Genomic DNA, 749 nt, shown 5'->3' with positions numbered 1-749 from the left:
CGAGCGCGTCGGCCACCCGCTATTCGGAAACGACGCACTCTATGCCGTGGAAGGGCAACCGCAGCAACCTGCGCATGCACTTCAACGACGGTGGCTGGAAGACGCCCCTGACCACGCCGTGGCAGAGCACCACGATGGCCAGCAGCGTCCGGCCTGCAGAGAGCACCTACGCGCTGTATCCGGTCATGCTCTACGACAGCGGCAACATCTACGGCGTGCTCGATGGCATCTACCACATCACAGGCTTCAACAACGTCGTCGAGAACACGCTCACGATCGCAGGCAAGAACTACGTCGTGATCCAGGATGTCTCGCGCACCGGGTTTGGCGACTACATCGCGATGGAGCTTTCCTGATGCCATACGCCACAGGCACCGCCAACTCGGCCACCGAGCTCAGAGGCGCGATCGTCGCCGCGGCCACCGCGAACGGGTGGACGTGGGACTCGACGAACAGCATGCTCTACAAGGGCATCATCTACGGCAAGCTCACGGTCAGCGGATTGCGCTTGTTCGTGCAGGCGGCCCTTGGATACTCGGGCTCCACGCTCACGACACCCGCAAACAGGCAGGTCGGCATCTCCGATGTGCTGACGTCGAGCGGCAACACGCCGCTGAGCTACCCGCTGACGTATCACATCTTCATCCACTCAAGCCCAGACGACATCATCGTCGCCGTCAACTATCAGGTCAGCTGGTGGCAGTGGCTGGCAATCGGACAGGCGGTCAATCTGGGCGTCAACGGCAACT

2 protein-coding genes are annotated in these 749 nt (G+C 61.9%); both read left to right on the top strand.

Annotation, left to right across the window (positions count from 1 at the left end):
• Positions 1-356 (top strand): hypothetical protein (locus tag MOJ79_RS18875; RefSeq protein ID WP_241925542.1); only part of this gene is annotated, 356 nt, incomplete at its 5' end.
• Positions 356-749 (top strand): hypothetical protein (locus MOJ79_RS18870; protein WP_241925541.1); only part of this gene is annotated, 394 nt, incomplete at its 3' end. The genes MOJ79_RS18875 and MOJ79_RS18870, both read left to right, overlap by 1 nt.

The sequence above is a fragment of the Calidifontimicrobium sp. SYSU G02091 genome (genome assembly GCF_022631395.1).
GTDB lineage: Bacteria > Pseudomonadota > Gammaproteobacteria > Burkholderiales > Burkholderiaceae_C > Calidifontimicrobium > Calidifontimicrobium sediminis.
Note: the sequence above shows the minus strand (reverse complement) of the source record. Positions and strands in the feature narration are given on the sequence as shown.